Below are 14,976 nucleotides of genomic sequence, written 5' to 3'. Positions count from 1 at the left end.
ATCAACGGCGGCCGTAGCCTTGCAGATTCGCCTTTTTCATCAACCCTTCGTACTGGTGAGACAGCAGGTGCGACTGCACTTGCGCCATAAAGTCCATCACTACGACCACAACGATCAACAGTGAAGTACCTCCCAGATAGAAAGGAATGTTCAGCCCGACTACCAGGAACTGCGGCAGCAGGGATACCAATGCAATGTAGCAGGCACCCACCAGAGTCAGACGAGTCAGAACGCTATCGATATATCGCGCGGTCTGCTCTCCGGGGCGGATACCAGGCACATAGGCACCGGATTTTTTCAGGTTATCGGCTACTTCACTCGGGTTGAACATCAACGCCGTGTAGAAGAAGCAGAAGAAGCCAATCAACAGTGCGAACAAAATAATGTTCAGCGGCTGACCGGGACCCAGCTGGAGCGCCATCCACTGCAGGATCTGCGCACCGATACCTTCGCCACCCTGACCAAACCACTGCGCCAGAGTCGCAGGGAACAGCAGGATACTGCTGGCAAAGATCACCGGAATCACACCGGCCATATTGACCTTCAGCGGCAGATGGCTGGACTGTGCAGCCGGCGCCTGCGAGTAACGACCCGCCTGGCGCCGCGCGTGGTTAATGGTGATACGGCGTTGGCCGCGCTCCATAACTACCACGAAGTACACAACAGCAATCGCGACAAAACCGATCGCCAACAGCATCAGGATATGCAATTCACCCTGACGCGCCTGCTCAAAGGCCTGGCCAATAGCACTCGGCAGGCCCGCGACGATACCGGCGAAGATCAGCATGGAAATACCATTACCAACACCGCGCTCGGTAATCTGCTCACCCAGCCACATCATGAAGACAGCACCGGTTACCAGTGACACAACGGCCACGAAGTAGAACCCAAATGCCGGCTCAGCAGAGTACGCAAGATTCTGACCGGCGAGACCAAAGGTCATACCGATACCCTGAATCAGGGCCAGCACCACCGTCAGATAACGGGTGTACTGGTTAATCTTGCGGCGCCCTGCATCACCTTCCTTCTTCAACGCCTCCAGCGAAGGCGTCACCGCGGTCATCAACTGCATGATGATGGACGCAGAGATGTACGGCATGATACCGAGGGCCAGAATACTCATCCGCTCCAGTGCGCCACCGGAAAACATGTTGAACAGACCAAGGATGGTTCCCTGGTTCTGGTTAAACAGGTTTGCCAGCTTTTCCGGATCAATACCGGGCACCGGAATATGAGTCCCTATGCGATATACGAGAATCGCGAGAAACAGAAAACGAAGGCGAGCCCAAAGCTCGCCTAATCCCTTGCCGTTACCCAGGGAGTTAACACCAGATCCTGGTCGTGCCATTGGGGCCTCGATTTAGTCTTCTACTTTTCCGCCAGCAGCTTCAATGGCCGCTTTAGCACCTTTGGTGACGCCGAGACCTTTCACGGTAACCGCTTTGGTCAGCTCACCGGAAAGGAACACTTTGGCGCGCTTAATGTGGCCGCCGATAATATCGGCATTTTTCAGCGCTGCCAAATCAATCGTGTCACCTTCTACCTTCGCCAGCTCCGCCAGACGCACTTCCGCTACAAAGCGGCCAACGCGAGAGGTGAAACCGTACTTCGGCAGGCGCTTCTGCAAAGGCATCTGACCGCCTTCGAAGCCCGGACGAACGCTACCACCGGAACGGGCCTTTTGACCCTTGTGACCGCGGCCAGCGGTTTTACCCAGGCCACTACCGATGCCGCGACCAACACGCTTGGCGCTCTGCTTGTGACCCTCAGCGGGAGACAACTCGTTCAAACGCATGTTACGCCTCCTCAACTTTTACGAGGTAGTTCACTTTGTTGATCATGCCGCGCACAGAGGGAGTGTCTTCCACTTCCACAGTGTGACCAATGCGGCGCAGACCCAGACCAGCAACACACGCCTGATGATTTTTCAGACGACCGTTGATGCTTTTGACCTGGGTTACTTTGATGGTCTTCTTAGCCATGACTCATTCACTCAAAGCAAGTTCAGAGTGGGCCGCAACGATAGAGCTGCTGCGACCCAAACCGAATCAGTTCAGGATTTCTTCCACAGACTTGCCACGCTTGGCGGCTACGTCTTCTGGGCTGCTCATTTTGCCCAGCGCACTGAAAGTAGCGCGTACGACGTTTACCGGATTGGTAGAGCCGTAGCACTTGGCCAGTACGTTGTGGACGCCAGCCATTTCCAGGACGGAGCGCATCGCGCCGCCGGCAATTACGCCGGTACCCTGGGAAGCGGGCTGCATGTATACCTTGGAACCGCCGTGGCGACCGTTGGTAGCGTACTGAAGGGTGTCCCCATTCAGGTCTACCTGGATCATGTTGCGACGCGCAGCTTCCATTGCCTTTTGAATGGCAACAGGTACTTCACGTGCTTTACCACGACCGAAGCCAACACGGCCATTGCCGTCGCCAACTACGGTCAGAGCGGTGAACGCGAAGATACGACCACCTTTTACGGTTTTGGCAACACGATTGACCTGGACCAGCTTTTCCTGGAGGCCTTCGTCGTTGCTCTTCTCGACTTTATCTCTAGCCATAACTCAACCCTTAGAATTTCAGACCGGCTTCACGGGCAGCGTCTGCCAGGGCCTTAACACGGCCGTGGTATTTGAAGCCGCTACGATCGAAGGCTACCGTTTCAACGCCAGCGGCCTTGGCACGCTCAGCGATCAGGGTGCCAACGGCCTTAGCAGCGTCGACGTTACCGGTTTTGCTTTCACGCAGGTCCTTGTCCAGAGTAGAGGCAGTGGCCAATACCTTGTCGCCATCGGCAGACAGGATCTGTGCGTAAATGTGGCGGGGAGTGCGGTTCACTGTCAGGCGAACGGCGCCCAGCTCACGGAACTTGGCGCGGGCACGACGTGCACGACGCAAGCGAGATTGCTTCTTAACGTTCATATCTATGCCTTACTTCTTCTTGGCCTCTTTGCGATACACGCGCTCATCGGCGTAACGGACACCCTTACCTTTGTAAGGCTCCGGCGGACGGAATGCGCGGATCTCTGCGGCCACTTGACCCAACAGCTGCTTGTCGCTGCTCTTCAGTACGATTTCAGTCTGGCTCGGGGTTTCCGCAGTCACACCTTCAGGCAGTGCGTAATCTACCGGGTGAGAGAAGCCCAGAGTCAGGTTTACGGTCTTACCAGATGCTTTCGCACGGTAACCTACACCGTTCAGCTGAAGTTTCTTTTCGAAACCCTGACTGACACCGACCACCATATTGTTCACCAGCGCGCGGGTGGTGCCGGCGAGGGCACGTGCCTGCTTAGAACCATTGCGTGCAGCAAAGGTCAGCTGGTTTTCTTCCTGCTTCACTTCCACATCGGAGTGGATGTTGAAGTTCAGGTTGCCATTACCACCTTTCACTGCAATATCCTGACCTTTCAGGTCAATGGATACACCAGCGGGGATGCTTACGGGACTATTTGCTACTCGAGACATATTAACCCCCGCTTAGAATACGGTGCAGAGCACTTCGCCGCCGACACCAGCCTGACGGGCAGCGCGATCAGTCATCACACCGCGAGAGGTGGAGACGATGGCGATACCCAGGCCGCCGCGAACGGATGGCAACGCTTTTTTACCTGCGTAATTACGCAGGCCTGGACGGGAAACCCGGTCCAGCTCAGCGATAACCGGCTTGCCCTGGAAGTATTTCAGTTCAATCGTCAGCTCAGGCTTGGCACCTTCACTAACAGCGACACCAGTAACATAACCTTCGTCCTTGAGAACGTTGGCAACAGCTACTTTCAGTTTGGAAGAAGGCATAGAAACACTGCCCTTACCGCGGCCCAGGGCGTTGCGGATGCGGGTCAGCATATCTGCCAACGGATCTTGCATACTCATTACTTAAGACTCCTCAAGTCTGCCGTATTACCAGCTGGACTTAACCAGACCGGGGACATCACCACGCATGGCGGCTTCGCGCAGTTTGTTACGGCACAGGCCGAACTTGCGGTAGACAGCGTGGGGGCGACCAGTGATACGACAGCGACGTTGCTGACGTACCGGGCTTGCATCGCGCGGCAGTTGTTGCAGCTTGAGTTGAGCCTCCCAACGCTCCTCTTCAGAAGCGTTGGCACTGGCGATGATCGCCTTCAGCTCTTGACGCTTTTCAGCGTACTTAGCTGCGGTTCGAGCGCGCTTGTTCTCACGCGCAATCATGGATTTCTTCGCCATGGAATCCTCTTAACCCTTGAAAGGGAAGTTGAATGCTTTCAGCAGTGCGCGACCTTGTTCGTCGTTAGCTGCTGTAGTAGTGATACAAATATCCAGACCGCGGATCTTGTCTACTTTGTCGTAGTCAATTTCCGGGAAGATAATTTGTTCTGTTACACCCATCGAGAAGTTACCACGACCGTCGAACTGCTTCGGGCTAATGCCACGGAAGTCGCGGATACGCGGAATCGCGATACCAACCAGACGCTCCAGGAACTCATACATGCGCTCACCGCGCAGAGTTACCTTGCAGCCGATCGGCCAGTCCTCACGGATTTTGAAGCCCGCGATAGACTTACGCGCCTTGGTCACAATGGGTTTTTGACCAGTAATCGCAGTCATGTCACTGACTGCATGTTCCAGTACCTTCTTATCACCAATGGCTTCACCGACACCCATGTTGACGGTGATTTTGGTGATGCGCGGCACGGACATTACGTTCTCAAGTCCCAGCTCTTCTTTCAGCTTGGACGCGAGTTCTTTGGTGTAGAGCTCTTTAAGCCTTGCCATTTTTTCCACCTGACTTATGCGTCAACGGCTTCGCCGCTGGATTTGAAGACGCGGATCTTAGTGCCATCTTCCAGTACTTTGAAGCCTACCCGGTCAGCTTTCTGGGTATTCGGGTTGAAGATGGCAACGTTGGAAACCTGGATAGCGGCTTCTTTCTCAACGATTCCACCGGCAACGCCCAGCTGGGGGTTCGGCTTCTGGTGTTTCTTGATCATCTGAACACCGGACACGATCAGGCGGCCATCGTTCAGCACCTTGCGTACGGTGCCTCGCTTGCCCTTATCGCGACCGGCGATAACGATCACTTCGTCGTCACGCTTGATCTTGCGCATTACTCTTCTCCGCTCGTGGCTTAGATAACTTCGGGAGCCAGTGAGATGATCTTCATGAACTTCTCACCGCGCAGCTCGCGAGTTACCGGGCCAAAAATACGGGTGCCAACCGGAGCATGGTTCTGGTTCAGCAACACCGCTGCGTTATCGTCAAACTTGATCAGGGAACCATCGGGGCGACGCACACCTTTTTTGGTGCGAACCACAACCGCGTTCATTACCTGACCCTTTTTCACTTTACCGCGAGGAATCGCTTCCTTAACGGTTACCTTGATAATGTCGCCAACGCCAGCGTAGCGACGGTGGGAGCCGCCCAGCACCTTGATGCACATGACACGGCGAGCCCCACTGTTATCGGCTACTTCTAAGTAGGATTCTGCTTGAATCATTGTTCCTCTCCGAAAACCTGTTTAGGTCTTCACAGTCAATGGGCCAGGATTAAACCTTCGCCGCTCGCTCAACAATTGTCTGCAAGGACCAGGACTTACTCTTGGACAGCGGACGAGATTCCTCGATGGTTACGACATCACCGATGCCGCACTCATTGTTTTCGTCGTGTGCCTTGAGCTTGGTGGACTTGCTCACGATTTTGCCGTAGATCGGGTGCTTAACACGGCGCTCGATCAAAACGGTGATGGTTTTATCCATCTTGTCACTCACAACCTTACCGGTCAGAGTACGCTTCAGTTTTGCTTCAGCCATGATTAATTACCTGCCTTCTCGGTCAACACAGTCTTAATGCGAGCAATGTCGCGACGAGTCTGCTTCAGCAGATGAGTCTGAGTCAGCTGACCAGTGGACTTTTGCATGCGCAGTTTGAATTGTGCTTCAAGCTGGCTCAGCAGTTCCTGGTTCAACTCCTCAACTGACTTTGAGCGTAGATCTGCAGTCTTCATTACATCACCGAACGCTTAACGAAAGTTGTCTTTACAGGCAGCTTGGCTGCGGCGAGCTCGAAAGCTTCGCGAGCCAGTTCTTCGGATACGCCTTCCATTTCATAGAGGACCTTACCCGGCTGAATCTGAGCCACCCAATATTCTACGTTACCCTTACCTTTACCCATACGAACTTCGAGGGGCTTACTGGAAATGGGCTTGTCCGGAAACACACGAATCCAGATCTTACCGCCACGCTTAACGTGACGAGTCATTGCGCGACGAGCCGCTTCGATCTGACGCGCGGTAATGCGTCCACGACCGATGGCCTTAAGGCCGAACTCGCCAAAGCTCACTTTAGAGCCGCGCTGGGAAAGACCGCGGTTGCGACCCTTCTGTACCTTGCGGAATTTTGTACGCTTCGGTTGTAGCATCTGCGCACCCCTTATTTAGCAGCTTTTTTGCGAGTCTTCGCTGGCTTCTCTTCGGGGATTTCGTCACCGATGACTTCGCCTTTGAAGATCCAAACTTTCACACCGATGATGCCGTAGGTAGTACTGGCTTCATAAGTGCCGTAGTCGATGTTGGCACGCAGAGTGTGCAGCGGCACACGGCCTTCACGGTACCATTCGGTACGGGCAATCTCGGCACCGCCAAGACGACCACTTACCTGAATCTTGATACCTTCAGCGCCCTGGCGCATAGCGTTCTGTACGGCGCGCTTCATCGCACGACGGAACATAACGCGACGCTCCAGCTGCTGAGCAACGTTCTGGGCAACCAGAGTGGCGTCCAGATCGGGCTTGCGTACTTCTTCGATGTCGATGTGCACGGGCACACCCATCTGGGAAGTCAGCTCGTTGCGCAGACGCTCTACGTCTTCACCTTTTTTACCGATAACGATACCCGGACGCGCAGTGTGAATGGTCACACGAGCGGTGTTGGCCGGACGTTCGATCTCGATGCGGCTCACGGAAGCGTGGGCCAGCTTCTTGCGAATGTATTCGCGAACTTTCAGATCCGTGTACAGCTTGTCTGCGTACTCGTCGCTGCCGGCATACCAAACAGAGGTATGCTTTTTAACGATACCCAGACGAATGCCGGTAGGATGTACTTTTTGTCCCATGGTTTTCTCGCCTGCTCTCTTATTTCTCGGCTACTTTCACAGTAATGTGACAAGTACGCTTAAGAATACGATCAGCACGACCTTTCGCACGCGGCTTAATGCGCTTCATGGTCATACCCTCATCCACGAAGATAGTGGAAACTTTCAGCTCGTCGACGTCGGCACCTTCATTGTGCTCGGCGTTGGCGATGGCAGATTCCAGAACCTTCTTAACGATCGCAGCACCCTTCTTGTGGCTGAAAGCCAGGATATCCAGGGCTTCCTCGACACCTTTGCCGCGAATCTGATCAGCTACCAGACGCGCCTTTTGTGCCGACAGACGAGCACCGCGTAATTTTGCTTGTACTTCCATCTCTATAACCTCGGCTTAGCGCTTCTTCGCTTTCTTATCCGCAGCGTGACCGCGGTAAGTGCGGGTAGCCGCGAATTCGCCCAGCTTGTGACCAACCATTTCTTCGTTGACCAGCACGGGCACGTGTTGACGACCGTTGTGAACGGCAATCGTCAGTCCAACCATTTCCGGCATAACCATGGAACGGCGGGACCAGGTTTTAATCGGTCGACGATCATTTTTCTCGATCGCCGCCTCCACCTTCTTGATCAGATGCAGATCAATAAAGGGACCTTTCTTTAATGAGCGTGGCACTTTAGATTCCTCTTTAGCTGCTCACACATCGCGCGACTATTCTCTACTGAGAATTACTTGCCGCGACGACGTACAATCATGTTGTCGGTGCGCTTGTTCTTACGCGTTTTCTTACCCTTGGTCGGCACACCCCAAGGCGTCACAGGGTGACGACCACCAGAGGTACGACCTTCACCACCGCCGTGCGGGTGGTCTACCGGGTTCATCGCCACACCGCGAACGGTAGGACGAACACCGCGCCAGCGCTTGGCACCAGCTTTACCCAGCTTGCGCAGGCTGTGCTCAGAGTTGCTCACTTCACCCAGGGTGGCGCGGCACTCGGTCAGAACTTTACGCATTTCGCCAGAGCGCAGACGGATAGTCGCGTACTGACCTTCACGGGCAACCAGCTGTACAGAGGCACCGGCGGAGCGGGCCAACTGAGCACCTTTACCAGGCTTCAGCTCAATACCGTGAATCACGGAACCAACCGGAATGTTGCGCAGCGGCAGGGTGTTACCCACGCTGATCGGCGCAGCATCGCCAGACTGGATTTTTGCACCGGCTTTCAGGCCTTTCGGCGCAATGATGTAACGACGCTCACCGTCGGCATAGCACACCAGTGCGATATGCGCGCTGCGGTTCGGATCGTATTCCAGGCGCTCAACGGTGGCCGGAATGCCATCTTTATTGCGCTTGAAATCCACTACGCGGTAGTGATGCTTGTGTCCACCACCGATATGACGAGTGGTGATGCGACCGTTGTTGTTACGACCACCGGTCTTGGACTTCTTCTCCAGCAGCGGCGCGTAAGGCGCACCTTTGTGCAGGTCGGAGTTAACAACCTTTACAAGGTGACGACGGCCGGCAGAGGTCGGTTTTGTTTTTACAATAGCCATTGCAACTTTCCCCTAGCTTACGCCGTAACGTCGGCAGTTTCGAAGTTAATGTCGCTGCCTTCGGCCAGACGAACGTAGGCTTTTTTCCAATCGTTGCGCACGCCCATGCCGTAGCGAGTGCGCTTGGTTTTGCCCTTAACGTTCACGGTGCGAACCTGCTCAACAGAAACATTGAACAGCTTTTCAACCGCGGTCTTGATTTCAGCCTTGGAAGCGTCGGTGGTGACCTTGAACACTACCTGGTTGGCGGCATCCGCCAGCACAGCAGCTTTCTCGGAAATTACCGGGCCCAGCAGTACTTTGTAGATTCGCTCTTGGTTCATCCCAGCACCTCATCAATTTTCTTCAGTGCAGAAACGGTAACCACGACCTTGTCAAAACGAATCAGGCTTACCGGATCGATAGCCTGGACGTCACGAACATCGATCTTGTGCAGGTTGCGCGCGGCCAGGTAGAGGTTTTCATTTACCTCTTCGGTCACGATCAACGCTTCAGACAAGTCGTACTGTGCCAGCTTGGTTACCAGCTGCTTGGTCTTCGGCGCTTCCACGTCGAAGGACTCAACCACAACCAGACGCTCCTGACGAGCCAGCTCGGAGAGAATGCAGCGCAGTGCAGCGCGGTACATTTTCTTGTTCAGCTTAACGCTGTGATCGCGCGGCTCAGCGGCGAACGTTACGCCACCAGAACGCCACAGCGGGCTGCGGATGGTACCGGCACGCGCACGGCCAGTACCTTTTTGGCGCCACGGCTTTTTGCCGCCGCCAGAAACCGCTGCGCGGTTTTTCTGAGCCTTGGTACCTTGGCGCGCGCCAGCCATGTAGGCGACGACTGCCTGGTGTACCAGGTCCTGATTGAATTCACGACCGAAAGCCACTTCAGAGACTGCAACAGTGCCTTTAGCGCCTTCGGGAGTAGCGATATTCAGTTCCATATCTATTTCCCCTCAGACTTAGGCTTTAACGGCCGGACGAACGATAACATTACCGCCGGGTGCACCAGGTACGGCACCTTTAACCAGCAGCAAATTGCGCTCAACGTCCACACGAACGACTTCCAGGTTTTGCGTGGTAACACGCTCAGCACCCATGTGACCGGCCATCTTCTTGCCTTTCCACACGCGACCAGGGGTCTGACACTGGCCGATAGAGCCAGGCGCACGGTGAGACAGGGAGTTACCGTGGGTAGCGTCCTGCATACGGAAGTTCCAGCGTTTGATACCGCCCTGGAAACCTTTACCTTTGGAAGTGCCGGTTACGTCGATCTTCTGACCAGCTTCAAAGCTGGCAACAGTGATTTCAGAACCGATTTCGAAGGACTCTTCAGAACCGTCAGTACGCAGTTCGAAAAGAGCAGAGCCAGCCTCAGTGTTGGCTTTGGCGAAGTGGCCCGCTTGGGGCTTGGAGACACGGGAAGCTTTACGAGCACCCACAGTTACTTGAACCGCGGAGTAGCCGTCAGTTTCCGGAGTTTTCACCTGAGTGACGCGATTCGGAGCTACCTCGATAACAGTTACCGGGATAGACGCGCCATCTTCAGTGAAGATGCGAGTCATGCCGCTTTTGCGGCCGACAATACCTATAGTCATCTTTTCAACCTCTCAGTGCACGGGGCTTTAACCCACTGCGGCCGCCCAATTTCAGAGCGTTACACTACCCGAACCTTTTTCGTTCGGGATTCGGTAGTTAATTTAAAGTGTTAGCCGAGACTAATCTGAACCTCAACACCGGCCGCCAGATCGAGCTTCATCAGCGCGTCAACGGTTTTCTCGGTGGGCTCAACAATGTCCAGCAAACGCTTGTGAGTACGGATTTCGTACTGGTCGCGCGCGTCTTTGTTGACGTGCGGAGAGATCAGTACGGTGTACTTCTCTTTGCGAGTCGGCAGCGGAATGGGACCGCGTACTTGGGCGCCAGTGCGCTTAGCCGTCTCTACGATCTCCTGGGTAGACGTGTCGATCAGTTTGTGATCGAACGCCTTCAGGCGAATTCGAATGCGTTGACCCTGCATGGAATCAAACTCCAATTAAATCTAAAGAACGTCCTTTTACGCAGCCCCGAGGGCGGGCGAAAAGGAGCGCGAAGTCTACGGTCAGACCGGGTAGCTGTCAAGGCAGACTGGCATTTTTTTAACCAGTTGCCGCTGCGGCCCCGTCGGGCCGGCAAAGCAACTCACTGACCAGGCAACCACTGCCCGCCCGGTCACCGCCTGTGGCGCACAAAAAAAGCCGCAACAGTGACTGCTGCGGCTTTTTGGGTGCCAGGTCGGGCCGAGGGCCCGAACCGACAAGACCAGCGATTACTCGATGATCTTGGCTACAACGCCAGCACCAACGGTACGGCCACCTTCACGGATCGCGAAGCGCAGGCCTTCTTCCATGGCGATCGGGCAGATCAGAGTCACAGACATCTGAATGTTATCGCCCGGCATTACCATTTCAGTACCTTCTGGCAGCTCAACCGCACCGGTTACGTCGGTAGTACGGAAGTAGAACTGCGGACGGTAGCCTTTGAAGAACGGGGTGTGACGACCACCTTCGTCCTTGGACAGGATGTACACCTCACCTTCGAACTTGGTGTGCGGGGTGATGGAGCCCGGCTTCGCCAGAACCTGACCACGCTCAACTTCGTCACGCTTGGTGCCACGCAGCAGCGCACCGATGTTCTCACCAGCACGGCCTTCGTCCAGCAGCTTGCGGAACATTTCAACACCGGTACAGGTGGTCTTGGTGGTCTCTTTGATACCAACGATTTCGATTTCGTCGCCAGTATTGATGATGCCACGCTCTACACGGCCGGTTACTACGGTACCGCGACCAGAGATGGAGAATACGTCTTCGATCGGCATCAGGAACGGCTGATCGATTGCACGCTCCGGCTCCGGGATGTACTCGTCCAGGGTCTCTACCAGCTTCTTAACCGCAGAGGTGCCCAGCTCGTTGTCGTCTTCGCCGTTCAGGGCCATCAGGGCAGAACCAGCGATAATCGGAGTGTCGTCACCCGGGAACTCGTACTGGTCGAGCAGCTCGCGCAGCTCCATTTCAACCAGTTCCAGCATCTCGGTGTATTCTTCAGAGCCTACGCCGCCACAGTCTTCTGCCAGCAGGTCAGCCTTGTTCAGGAATACCACGATGTACGGTACACCTACCTGGCGAGACAGCAGGATGTGCTCGCGAGTCTGCGGCATAGGACCGTCGGTCGCGCCACATACCAGGATAGCGCCGTCCATCTGAGCAGCACCGGTGATCATGTTCTTCACGTAGTCGGCGTGTCCCGGGCAGTCTACGTGTGCGTAGTGACGGGTCGGGGACTCGTATTCCACGTGAGAGGTCGCGATGGTGATACCACGCTCACGCTCTTCCGGAGCGTTGTCGATGCCGTCGAAGGCAACGGCAGCGCCGCCCCATACTTCAGAACATACGCGAGTCAGCGCAGCGGTCAGGGTGGTTTTACCGTGGTCAACGTGACCGATGGTGCCCACGTTTACGTGGGGCTTGGAACGTTCAAACTTTTCTTTTCCCATTTTCAATATCCTCTAGCTAAAAGAAATAAGGAAATTAACCCTTGTTTTTCGCGATAATTTCGTCAGCGACGTTTTTCGGCGCTTCGGCGTACTTCAGGAATTCCATGGTGTAGGTAGCACGGCCCTGGGTTGCAGAACGCAGGTCGGTAGCGTAACCAAACATTTCCGCCAGCGGCACCTCAGCATTAACGATCTTGCCGGAGGCACTGTCGTCCATACCCTGGATCAGACCGCGACGACGGTTCAGGTCGCCAACCACGTCACCCATGTTCTCTTCCGGGGTAACCACTTCCACTTTCATCATCGGCTCGAGCAGTACTGCACCGCCAACATCTGCCAGCTTCTTGGTCGCCATGGAGCCTGCGATCTTGAACGCCATTTCGTTGGAGTCCACATCGTGGAAGGAGCCGTCGTACAGGGTAGCCTTCAGGCCCAGCAGCGGGTAGCCAGCCAGAACACCGTTCTGCATCTGCTCCTCGATACCTTTCTGTACCGCCGGGATGTATTCCTTCGGAACCACACCACCCACGATCGCGTTTTCGAAGACCAGGCCTTCACCAGACTCGTCTTCCGCCGGCTCGAACTTGACCCATACGTGACCGTACTGACCGCGACCACCGGACTGACGAACGAACTTGCCTTCGATCTCAGAGGTGTTGCGGATAGTTTCACGATAGGCCACCTGCGGCTTACCGATGTTGGCTTCAACGTTGAATTCACGACGCATGCGGTCAACGATGATGTCCAGGTGCAGCTCGCCCATACCGGAGATGATGGTCTGGCCGGTCTCTTCGTCGGTCTTCACACGGAAAGAGGGGTCTTCCTGAGCCAGCTTGCCCAGAGCGATACCCATTTTTTCCTGGTCCGGCTTGGACTTCGGCTCTACCGCTACGGAGATTACCGGCTCAGGGAATTCCATGCGCTCGAGAACGATTTTCGCGTCTTCGGCACACAGGGTGTCACCAGTAGTCACATCTTTCAGGCCAATCGCTGCCGCGATGTCACCCGCCAGCACTTCCTTGATCTCTTTACGATCATTGGAGTGCATCTGCACCATACGGCCGACACGCTCTTTCTTCTCCTTCACGGAGTTGTACACCGCGGTGCCGCTTTCCAGCTTACCGGAGTACACACGGAAGAAGGTCAGGGTACCAACGAAGGGGTCGGTTGCGATCTTGAACGCCAGCGCAGCAAACGGCGCATTGTCATCCGCTTCACGGGTCTCAACGGTCTCAGCCTTGTCCAGCAGAGTACCTTCGATCGCCTTAACTTCGGTCGGCGCCGGCAGGTATTCGATAACCGCGTCCAGCATGGCCTGTACGCCCTTGTTCTTGAACGCAGAGCCGCCCAGAACCGGTACGATTTCGTTGGCCAGGGTACGCTGACGGATGGCTGACTTGATCTCTTCTTCGGTCAGCTCACCTTCTTCAAGGTATTTTTCCATCAGCTCTTCGGTCGCTTCCGCCGCAGCTTCCACCAGGAACTCGCGCATTTCTTCGCACTCGTCCTGCATGTCAGCCGGGATGTCGGCGTAGTCGAAGGTCATACCCATGTCTTCTTCGTTCCACAGGATGGCCTTCATCTTGACCAGGTCGACCACACCCTTGAACTCGTCTTCGGAGCCAATGGTCATCTGCAGCGGAACCGCGTTCGCATTCAGGCGGGTCTTCAGCTGGCCGACTACCTTGCGGAAGTCTGCACCGGCGCGGTCCATTTTGTTGACGAATACCATGCGCGGCACTTCGTACTTGTTGGCCTGACGCCATACAGTTTCGGTCTGCGGCTGCACACCGGAAGAGCCACACAGAACGACGACGGCGCCGTCCAGTACACGCAGGGAGCGCTCTACTTCAATGGTGAAGTCAACGTGTCCGGGAGTGTCGATAATGTTTACGCGGTGCTGCGGGAACTGCTGCTGCATACCAGCCCAGAAACAGGTGGTTGCTGCGGAAGTGATGGTAATACCACGCTCCTGCTCCTGCTCCATCCAGTCCATGGTGGCTGCGCCTTCGTGCACCTCACCAATTTTGTGGGACAGACCGGTGTAGAAGAGTACGCGCTCGGTAGTCGTGGTTTTACCGGCGTCTACGTGGGCGCAGATACCGATATTGCGATAGCGTTCGATAGGCGTTTTACGTGCCACAGTTGTATCCTCGATATAACGGCAAAAGGCAGCGCGGAGTTTTACCTTCCTTGCTGCCTTTCGATTTTATTTTCCGATGGAAATAATCATCAGACTTAGAAGCGTCACTATCTTAGAAACGATAGTGAGAGAACGCTTTGTTGGCTTCCGCCATACGGTGCACGTCTTCACGCTTCTTGACCGCGCCACCCTTGTTCTGGGCTGCGTCGATCATTTCATTGGCCAGGCGCTGGGCCATGGACTTCTCGCCGCGCTTACGGGAGAAATCTACCAGCCAGCGCATTGCCAGCGCGGTACGACGTGCGGGACGCACTTCTACCGGCACCTGGTAGGTAGCACCACCAACACGACGGGATTTTACTTCCACCATCGGGGCGATGTTTTCCAGGGACTCTTCAAAAACCTCAATCGGATCTTTGTTCAGTTTTTCTGAAACCAGATCCAGTGCACCATATACGATGCTCTCTGCCACGGACTTCTTACCAGAGATCATGACATGGTTCATGAACTTGGCCAGGGTCACGTTCCCGAACTTGGGATCGGGCAGCACTTCGCGCTTGGCGACTACTCGTCTTCTTGGCATGGGATTGCCTCTCTTCAGGGTTACTCTGAGATGCCGCCGCACTAACTAACAAATAGTAAATACAACTCGGCGAGCTCAGCCTTACTCCGGTTATTCGTTAAACCGAAACGCAATGTTGTCTT

The 14,976-nt window shown here is 55.1% G+C and carries 25 protein-coding genes; all 25 read right to left on the bottom strand.

The genetic code is table 11. The features are described from left to right. Position 1 precedes the first annotated feature (1 nt). Positions 2-1,348, bottom strand: a complete 1,347-nt coding sequence (gene secY / locus JF535_RS06570) for a preprotein translocase subunit SecY (protein ID WP_207000512.1) — start codon at positions 1,346-1,348, stop codon at positions 2-4. A 12-nt stretch (positions 1,349-1,360) separates the two neighbouring features. Beyond that, positions 1,361-1,795 carry a 50S ribosomal protein L15 gene (gene rplO / locus JF535_RS06565; protein WP_066967169.1) on the bottom strand — a complete coding sequence of 145 codons (435 nt, stop codon included), beginning with the start codon at positions 1,793-1,795 and terminating at the stop codon, positions 1,361-1,363. A 1-nt stretch (position 1,796) separates the two neighbouring features. Then, a complete protein-coding gene (gene rpmD, locus JF535_RS06560) occupies positions 1,797-1,982 on the bottom strand; it encodes a 50S ribosomal protein L30 (RefSeq protein ID WP_010133829.1) in 186 nt (61 codons plus the stop codon). Between the two features lie 66 nt (positions 1,983-2,048). Next, complete coding sequence (gene rpsE / locus JF535_RS06555) at positions 2,049-2,558, bottom strand: 30S ribosomal protein S5 (protein WP_043320817.1); 510 nt, start codon at positions 2,556-2,558, stop codon at positions 2,049-2,051. Between the two features lie 10 nt (positions 2,559-2,568). Beyond that, a complete protein-coding gene (gene rplR / locus JF535_RS06550) occupies positions 2,569-2,919 on the bottom strand; it encodes a 50S ribosomal protein L18 (protein WP_207000510.1) in 351 nt (116 codons plus the stop codon). Between the two features lie 9 nt (positions 2,920-2,928). Next, positions 2,929-3,462: a 50S ribosomal protein L6 gene (rplF, locus tag JF535_RS06545; RefSeq protein WP_207000508.1), complete on the bottom strand. Its 534-nt coding sequence runs from the start codon at positions 3,460-3,462 to the stop codon at positions 2,929-2,931. 12 nt (positions 3,463-3,474) lie between these two features. After that, positions 3,475-3,867 carry a 30S ribosomal protein S8 gene (rpsH, locus tag JF535_RS06540; protein WP_207000506.1) on the bottom strand — a complete coding sequence of 131 codons (393 nt, stop codon included), beginning with the start codon at positions 3,865-3,867 and terminating at the stop codon, positions 3,475-3,477. A 27-nt stretch (positions 3,868-3,894) separates the two neighbouring features. Continuing rightward, entirely contained in the window at positions 3,895-4,200 is a 306-nt protein-coding gene (gene rpsN / locus JF535_RS06535) for a 30S ribosomal protein S14 (protein ID WP_207000505.1), read from the bottom strand. Positions 4,201-4,209: 9 nt separating this feature from the next. After that, positions 4,210-4,749, bottom strand: a complete 540-nt coding sequence (rplE, locus tag JF535_RS06530; protein WP_066967184.1) for a 50S ribosomal protein L5 — start codon at positions 4,747-4,749, stop codon at positions 4,210-4,212. A gap of 14 nt (positions 4,750-4,763) precedes the next feature. Further along, the gene (rplX, locus tag JF535_RS06525; protein WP_010133836.1) at positions 4,764-5,081 is read right to left on the bottom strand and encodes a 50S ribosomal protein L24; all 318 of its coding nucleotides are present in this window, start codon (positions 5,079-5,081) and stop codon (positions 4,764-4,766) included. Between the two features lie 20 nt (positions 5,082-5,101). Further along, the gene (gene rplN / locus JF535_RS06520) at positions 5,102-5,470 is read right to left on the bottom strand and encodes a 50S ribosomal protein L14 (protein ID WP_043320805.1); all 369 of its coding nucleotides are present in this window, start codon (positions 5,468-5,470) and stop codon (positions 5,102-5,104) included. A 49-nt stretch (positions 5,471-5,519) separates the two neighbouring features. After that, positions 5,520-5,783, bottom strand: a complete 264-nt coding sequence (gene rpsQ, locus JF535_RS06515) for a 30S ribosomal protein S17 (protein ID WP_010133838.1) — start codon at positions 5,781-5,783, stop codon at positions 5,520-5,522. A gap of 2 nt (positions 5,784-5,785) precedes the next feature. Next, on the bottom strand, positions 5,786-5,977 hold the full coding sequence (gene rpmC / locus JF535_RS06510; RefSeq protein ID WP_043320803.1) for a 50S ribosomal protein L29: 192 nt from the start codon (positions 5,975-5,977) through the stop codon (positions 5,786-5,788). Continuing rightward, complete coding sequence (gene rplP, locus JF535_RS06505) at positions 5,977-6,390, bottom strand: 50S ribosomal protein L16 (protein WP_066967193.1); 414 nt, start codon at positions 6,388-6,390, stop codon at positions 5,977-5,979. Before rplP ends, rpmC begins: the two co-directional genes overlap by 1 nt. Positions 6,391-6,401: 11 nt before the next feature. Next, complete coding sequence (gene rpsC / locus JF535_RS06500; RefSeq protein WP_066967195.1) at positions 6,402-7,082, bottom strand: 30S ribosomal protein S3; 681 nt, start codon at positions 7,080-7,082, stop codon at positions 6,402-6,404. 19 nt (positions 7,083-7,101) lie between these two features. Continuing rightward, the gene (gene rplV / locus JF535_RS06495) at positions 7,102-7,434 is read right to left on the bottom strand and encodes a 50S ribosomal protein L22 (RefSeq protein WP_043320801.1); all 333 of its coding nucleotides are present in this window, start codon (positions 7,432-7,434) and stop codon (positions 7,102-7,104) included. A gap of 15 nt (positions 7,435-7,449) precedes the next feature. Beyond that, positions 7,450-7,728, bottom strand: a complete 279-nt coding sequence (rpsS, locus tag JF535_RS06490; RefSeq protein ID WP_010133844.1) for a 30S ribosomal protein S19 — start codon at positions 7,726-7,728, stop codon at positions 7,450-7,452. Between the two features lie 53 nt (positions 7,729-7,781). After that, positions 7,782-8,606 carry a 50S ribosomal protein L2 gene (gene rplB / locus JF535_RS06485; protein WP_066967198.1) on the bottom strand — a complete coding sequence of 275 codons (825 nt, stop codon included), beginning with the start codon at positions 8,604-8,606 and terminating at the stop codon, positions 7,782-7,784. Between the two features lie 17 nt (positions 8,607-8,623). After that, positions 8,624-8,929, bottom strand: coding sequence for a 50S ribosomal protein L23 (gene rplW / locus JF535_RS06480; RefSeq protein WP_207000497.1), 306 nt, complete (start codon positions 8,927-8,929; stop codon positions 8,624-8,626). After that, positions 8,926-9,540, bottom strand: a complete 615-nt coding sequence (rplD, locus tag JF535_RS06475; RefSeq protein WP_066967204.1) for a 50S ribosomal protein L4 — start codon at positions 9,538-9,540, stop codon at positions 8,926-8,928. Before rplD ends, rplW begins: the two co-directional genes overlap by 4 nt. A gap of 18 nt (positions 9,541-9,558) precedes the next feature. Beyond that, positions 9,559-10,194 carry a 50S ribosomal protein L3 gene (rplC, locus tag JF535_RS06470; protein ID WP_207000495.1) on the bottom strand — a complete coding sequence of 212 codons (636 nt, stop codon included), beginning with the start codon at positions 10,192-10,194 and terminating at the stop codon, positions 9,559-9,561. 110 nt (positions 10,195-10,304) lie between these two features. Beyond that, positions 10,305-10,616 carry a 30S ribosomal protein S10 gene (rpsJ, locus tag JF535_RS06465; protein ID WP_066967210.1) on the bottom strand — a complete coding sequence of 104 codons (312 nt, stop codon included), beginning with the start codon at positions 10,614-10,616 and terminating at the stop codon, positions 10,305-10,307. Between the two features lie 288 nt (positions 10,617-10,904). Continuing rightward, positions 10,905-12,128 (bottom strand): elongation factor Tu, encoded by a 1,224-nt coding sequence (gene tuf, locus JF535_RS06460; RefSeq protein ID WP_207000480.1) that lies wholly within the window; start codon positions 12,126-12,128, stop codon positions 10,905-10,907. A gap of 34 nt (positions 12,129-12,162) precedes the next feature. Beyond that, positions 12,163-14,271 carry an elongation factor G gene (fusA, locus tag JF535_RS06455; protein ID WP_066967216.1) on the bottom strand — a complete coding sequence of 703 codons (2,109 nt, stop codon included), beginning with the start codon at positions 14,269-14,271 and terminating at the stop codon, positions 12,163-12,165. Positions 14,272-14,383: 112 nt separating this feature from the next. Next, positions 14,384-14,854 (bottom strand): 30S ribosomal protein S7, encoded by a 471-nt coding sequence (gene rpsG / locus JF535_RS06450; protein WP_207000494.1) that lies wholly within the window; start codon positions 14,852-14,854, stop codon positions 14,384-14,386. Positions 14,855-14,976 lie beyond the last annotated feature (122 nt).

Source organism: Microbulbifer salipaludis, assembly GCF_017303155.1.
In the GTDB taxonomy this organism is placed as follows: domain Bacteria; phylum Pseudomonadota; class Gammaproteobacteria; order Pseudomonadales; family Cellvibrionaceae; genus Microbulbifer; species Microbulbifer salipaludis.
Note: the sequence above shows the minus strand (reverse complement) of the source record. Positions and strands in the feature narration are given on the sequence as shown.